This is a genomic window from Sphingopyxis sp., assembly GCF_036402335.1.
Lineage (GTDB): Bacteria > Pseudomonadota > Alphaproteobacteria > Sphingomonadales > Sphingomonadaceae > Sphingopyxis.
The window spans coordinates 1-5,865 of the sequence record NZ_DASWTD010000426.1 but is presented as its reverse complement, the minus strand read 5'-3'; the positions used below and the strand labels follow the sequence as shown (position 1 = coordinate 5,865).

General features: G+C 65.6%; 4 protein-coding genes. 1 reads left to right on the top strand and 3 read right to left on the bottom strand.

Annotated elements, in window-relative coordinates; translation table 11 throughout:
• Nucleotides 1–184: hypothetical protein (locus tag VGD20_RS13770; protein ID WP_331134995.1), on the bottom strand; the 184-nt coding region annotated here is incomplete at its 3' end.
• On the opposite strand from VGD20_RS13770, the gene VGD20_RS13765 reads away from it, so the two are divergent.
• Nucleotides 171–1,310, top strand: a complete 1,140-nt coding sequence (locus VGD20_RS13765; RefSeq protein WP_331134994.1) for a GGDEF domain-containing protein — start codon at nt 171–173, stop codon at nt 1,308–1,310. The two genes, VGD20_RS13770 and VGD20_RS13765, sit on opposite strands and share 14 nt — an antisense overlap.
• 64 nt (nt 1,311–1,374) lie before the next feature.
• On the opposite strand, the gene VGD20_RS13760 is transcribed toward VGD20_RS13765, so the two are convergent.
• Nucleotides 1,375–3,720, bottom strand: coding sequence for a GH92 family glycosyl hydrolase (locus VGD20_RS13760; protein ID WP_331134993.1), 2,346 nt, complete (start codon nt 3,718–3,720; stop codon nt 1,375–1,377).
• A 55-nt stretch (nt 3,721–3,775) separates the two neighbouring features.
• A partial coding sequence (locus VGD20_RS13755) for an alpha-galactosidase (protein ID WP_331134992.1) occupies nt 3,776–5,865 on the bottom strand: 2,090 nt, incomplete at its 5' end.

Here is a 5,865-nt window from a genome sequence, read left to right as displayed (position 1 = left end):
CAGCTGTTTCAGGCGATGGGTGGCGGCTGGACGGCATGCATGATCGAGAATAGCTGCGCGCCTGAAAGCTGACGCGACGCCGATAGGCAGTTGCCGTGCGGGGGATGATGAAGCTACCGCTCTGCCGTGGTTCGGGAAATGAAGGTGGGCGGGTGTCGCAGGCAAATGATTTGAACGAGCGCATCGCCGCCGCACAGGCCGACGCTCTTTTTTCGGCGATCGTCCCCAGCGCCGTTACCGGATTTGCCGGTGCCGCGCTCATCGCGACGACGATGCTCGGCACGCCGGCAGAGACCGGCGCGGAGATATTCGTCGCCGTCACCGCGCTCATTCTCTGCGTGCGGCTGATCGTCCGCGCGCGATATCGCAAACGCGACCACGGCCGCCCGGAGAGCTGGCTTCGCCGCGCGACCGCGCTGATCTTCGTCTCGGGCCTCGTGTGGGGGACGATGATGTTCTGGGCCACGCGTGCGGCGACCGATCCCCAGTTGCTCGTTGCGACCGCGATCACGCTCGGCGCCGTGATGATCACCGTCACCTCGGCCAGCTACTGGCCCGCGCATCTGGCCTTTCACGTGCCCGCATCGCTCCTCGCGGCGGCAGGATTTCTGTCGAGCGGGCGTGCCGGGCACCTCCAGATCGGCATCGCGACGATCATCCTTTGCGGCGCGATGATGCTCGCCGGACGCCGTCTCGGAGCCGAGATCATGCGCTCGATGCGCCTGTCGGCCGAAAATGCGGGGCTCGTCGCGCAATTGCAGGAACAGACGGTCGAACTGAGCCGGGCGAACGACGATCTTGAACAGCTCAGCCGCACCGACGCATTGACCGGCCTGGCGAACCGCCGGTCCTTCGCCGAGGGCCTCGAACGCCAGTGGGCGATGGCGCTCCGCCTCCGCCGCCCGATCGCGCTGCTGGTCATCGATGTCGACCGGTTCAAAAACTATAACGACAGCTTTGGCCATGCTGCCGGCGACCTGTGCCTGCAGATCGTTGCCGACGTGCTCGCCAGCAGCGCACGCGGTGCAACCGATGTCGCGGCACGGCTGGGCGGCGAGGAATTTGCCCTGATCCTCCCCGAAACCGGCGAGGATACCGCCGCGCTGGTCGCCGAACGTATCCGGACTACGGTCGAGTCCTTCACCCTCGAGCCGACCGCCGACCTGCCCCATCCCGTGACCGTCAGCATCGGCGTTGCCGCGATAAACCCGGCGGAAGGGCAGCAGGCCGGCATGCTTGTCGACGAGGCCGATCGCGCACTCTACCGGGCGAAAGAAGCCGGCCGCAACCGGGTCGTGACCTCGGGATGAGCCACCGCACCATCGCCCCTTCCCGATAGCTCGTCACCGTCCTCCACATTCTTCGCCGCGGACGTCAGTTTTGCGGAAGCGGTCGTGCTTTCCGTGAGGTCGACAGCGAATAGGGGCGCGCGTTCGGCGCCTTGCCCCACGCGGTGTCGGATCTGGCCTGCATCGTAAAGCGCAACGTGCCGCCCGCCCGGATTTCGGCGTCCGAGATCCAGCTGCGCGCGAGCGGCTTGCCGTTGAGTTCGACCTTGCCGACATAAGGGTTGGCGTCGGACAGTCCCGTCGTTTCAACCGTAAACCGGTTGCCTCCGGCCAGGTTCAGAACCGCGCGATCCACGAAGGGCCGGCCGATCACATATTGGTTCGATCCCGGCGCGACCGGATAGAAGCCGAGCCCGGTGAAAACGAGCCACGCCGACATCTGGCCGAGGTCGTCGTTGCCCGACAGGCCGTCGGGGGTCGGCTTGTACTGGCTGTCGACGATCTGCTTCAGCCGCTCCTGCGTCCGCCACGGCGCGCCGGCATAGGCATAGAGATAGGCGACATGGTGGCTCGGCTCGTTGCCGTGGATATACTGGCCGATCAGCCCGGCGATATCCTCGGCATGGCTGTAGTCGAGCTTCGAATTGTCATAGTCGAACATCGCGTCGAGCTTGGCGACCGCCTTCGCATCGCCGCCAAGAATGGTGAAGAGCCCGGCCTGGTCCTGCGGGACGAACCACGAATATTGCCACGCATTGCCCTCGGTATAGTCCGAGCCATAGTTGATCGCGGTCGGGTCGAACGGGATGCGGAAGCTGCCGTCGGCCTTGCGCGCGCGTAGCCAGCCGGTCCTGGCATCGAAGCTGTTCCGCCAGTAACCCGCGCGCCGGTAGAAGCGGTCGGCGATATCCGTTCGCCCCATTTTTTCGGCCATCCGTGCGATCGTCCAGTCGTCATACGCATATTCGACCGTCTTCGACGCCGCCTCGAGCTCGCGGTCGATCGGCACATAGCCGAGCTTCATATAGTCGCCGAGCCCGCCATAGGGCGCATAGTCGGCGCTCGCGACCATCGCGTCCAAAGCCTCGTTCGCGTCGAAATCGCCCACGCCCTTCATATAGGCGTCGGCGATGACCGGGACGGCGTGATAGCCGATCATCGTCCATGTTTCGCGGCCGTGGAACTGCCATACGGGCAGGATGCCGTGCGGGCTGTGCCTGCGACTGGCGACGAGCGATTTGACGATGTCGCTGTTGGTCTGGTCGGGGGCGACGAGCGTCAGCAGCGGGTGCTGCGCGCGGAACGTATCCCACAGGGAAAAGGTCGAGCGGAAGGTGAAATCCTTCGCGGCATGGATCTGATCGTCGGGGCCGCGGTAGCGACCGTCGACGTCGCTCCACACGCTCGGCGCCAGCAGGCTGTGATAGAGCGCGGTGTAAAGGTTGGTGCGCATCGGCGCAGGCGCTTCGATTTCGAGCGCGCCCAAGGCCTTGCGCCATTCGCCCTCCGTGCGGGCGCGAACGCTGTCGAAGTCGGCGCTTTCGGCGTCGAGGTTGGCGACAGCGCCGGCTTCGTCAACACCCGAGAGTGCGACGCGAACCTCGAGCGGACCGCCCAATTCGCCAAAATCGAGCCGCGCCTCAAGTGCCTTGCCGAGCTTTTCGGCAAGCGCGTCGCTACCGCGGCCCGGCCCCTGAAAGCCTTTGTACGGAACCTTTTCGTCACGATCGAGGAAGGCGTGACCCTTGAGCGGTGCCGAGAAGCGCATCGCGAAGAAAAGCTTGCGCCCCGGCGCCCAGCCGCGCGTCTCGCGGAAGCCGGTCAGCGTGCCGTCGGGACGCAAGTGCAGCCCGGACCAGAGGATCTTGCCCGGATAGTCGTAGAGCGACGAGCGGAGATCGAGCAGCAGATGCGCGTCCTTGCCCGCCGGGAAGCTGTAGCGATGGACGCCGACGCGCGTGCCCGCGGTCAGTTCGGCGCGGATGCCGCTGTCGGCCAGTGTGACGGCGTAATAGCCGGGGCTCGCCTTTTCGCTCGCATGGTCGAAGCGCTGGCGATAACCCGAGCCGGGCTGTTTCGGATCGCCCGGATCGAGCTTGACCTCGCCCGCCTGCGGCATCACCAGCAGGTCGCCAAGGTCCGAATGGCCGGCGCCCGAGAAATGCGTGTGGCTGAACCCCTGGATCGTCGAATCGTGCCAGCTGTAGCCCGCCGCATGATCATAGCATTCGCGGATCTGGCACGTCGCGTCGGTATCGGGCGAGAGCTGGACCATCCCGAAAGGCGCGGTCGCCCCGGGGAAAGTGTGGCCTTCGGGACCGGTGCCGATCATCGGGTCGACGAAGCCCAGCGGATCGGGCGCCGGTTGCTCGGCGAACGACGCGATCGGCAGGAAGGCGAGCAGCGCGGCAGCGGCGGATAGGCGTTTCATCGCGCCCTTGTGCAGCGAAGCGGCGGCGCTGTCCAACCTCGGACAGCGCTGCCGATTATTCAGCCGCCTCCAGCACATAGCCGGCGGCCTGGAAATCGCCGCGCAGGTCCGCCTGGACGCCGCGTTCCATCCAGAAGCGGCCGCTCGCCACGTCCGGATTGGCGCCGGCTTCCGCTGCAGCTCCACCCATCCGCCGGAGCCGGTAGAGCTTCGCGGGATCGAGACCGCGCAGCCCGATCGCCGGGAACGGTTCGAGTTTCGTGCTGCTATGCAGGAATGCGAACAGCACCGCCTGCCGGCGATCGGGAGAAACCGACAGCGTCGCCGAGCGCGGACTATTGTCCTGCGGCGAGATCAGCCGGTAGAGTTCGCCCTGCTGCACCGTTTTGCGGATCGTCTTGTATTCGGCCACCATCTTTTTGGCGGTCGCGAAATCCTCGTCCTTCCAGTGATTCAGATTGGCCCCGATTCCGAGGCCGCCCTGCATCGCCGACAGGAAGCGATATTCGAGCGAGGTCTGCCGGCGGTTCACCCAGTTCGGCGAGTCGGTCACCCAGTCCATCATCACCGCGGGCGCATAGGCGTGCGAAAAGCCGTCCTGGATCGTCAGCCGGTCGAACGGGTCGGTGTTGTCCGACGGCCAAGCCTGGTCGGTCAGCGCCAATATGCCAAGGTCGACGCGGCCGCCGCCGCCCGAGCAGGTCTCGATCTCCAGCCCCGGATGGCGCCGGCGCAGTTCGGCGATGATCCAGTAGAGGTTGTCGACATAGTCGACATAGATACGCTGCTGATCCTCGCCCGCCTCGGGCCAGCCGGGTTCGGACCAGTTGCGGTTATAATCCCATTTCAGGAACTTGATCTCGTTCTTCGACACCAGCTCGTCGAGTATCTTGAACACATGATCGCGCACGTCGCGGCGCGCGAGGTTGAGCATCAGCTGGTTGCGCCCCTCGCTGCGCGGACGGCCGGGGAAGTTGATCACCCAGTCGGGGTGCGCGCGATAGAGGTCGCTGTCGGGGTTCACCATTTCAGGTTCGACCCACAGGCCGAATTCCATCCCCAGCCCCTGCACCTTGTCGATCAGCGGCTTCAGCCCGTTCGGGAATTTTTCGGGGTTCGGCGACCAGTCGCCCAGCCCCGCCTTGTCGCTGTTGCGCTTTCCGAACCAGCCGTCGTCCATGACGAAGCGTTCGACGCCAAGGCTCGCAGCCTTTTCCGCGAGCGCCATCTGCCCCGCCTCGTCGACCTTGAACTCGGTCGCCTCCCAGCTGTTGTAGAGCACCGGCCGCAGCTTGAGTTCGCCATCGTGGCGCGGCAAAATCTCGTCGCGCTGGAACCGGTGCATCAGCCGCGACGCGCCGCCCATGCCCTGCGCCGAATAGCCGGCGTAGAAGACGGGGGTTTCCAGCTTTTCGCCGGGTTTCAGTCGCCAGGCGAAATCGAACGGATTATAGCCGCCGACGACACGGACCTTGCCGATCTGGTCGCGGTCGACGGTCATCCGCCACGATCCCGACCAGGCGAGCGCGCCGAACCACACCGCGCCCGATTCCTCCTGCGCGTCCTGCGCCCGGTTGATTGCGAACCACGGGTTCGACTGGTGCCCGGTCGAGCCGCGGCGGCTTTCGATCACCGTCGATCCCTCGGTCACCGGACGCTTTTGCAGCGTCCATTCGGCCGCCCAGCGGCCGGTCAGGTAATGAAGCTGGTAATCATTGCCGGTGGGCAGCGTGTACGACGCCGACTGGACCTGATCGAGCCGGACGATCTGCTTGTCGCGATTCTCGACCGTCGCCGACCGCCCGACGATGCCGGTATCGGGGTCGATCGTATAATGCAGCGTCACGCGCAACGGCCGGCCGATGTCCTGCAGCACGACGTCGATGCGATCGCGCCCGATGCTGTGCGAGGCATATTTCAGCACGACGTCGCGGCTGCCGTCGGGCCAGGCGACCTTGAGCGCGGGCTCGACGAAGATACCGCCGCCCTGCCCCGGAAATTCCTGTGGCGTGATCGACGCCGACATGTCGACGCTCGAATGGTCGCGCAGCGCCACGAGCGGGCCGAGCCGGTCATCGTCGGCAAGCCGCCCGCCCCAGTAAACCGCCTGCAGATATCCCTGCGGGCCGATTCCAAAAGCATAGG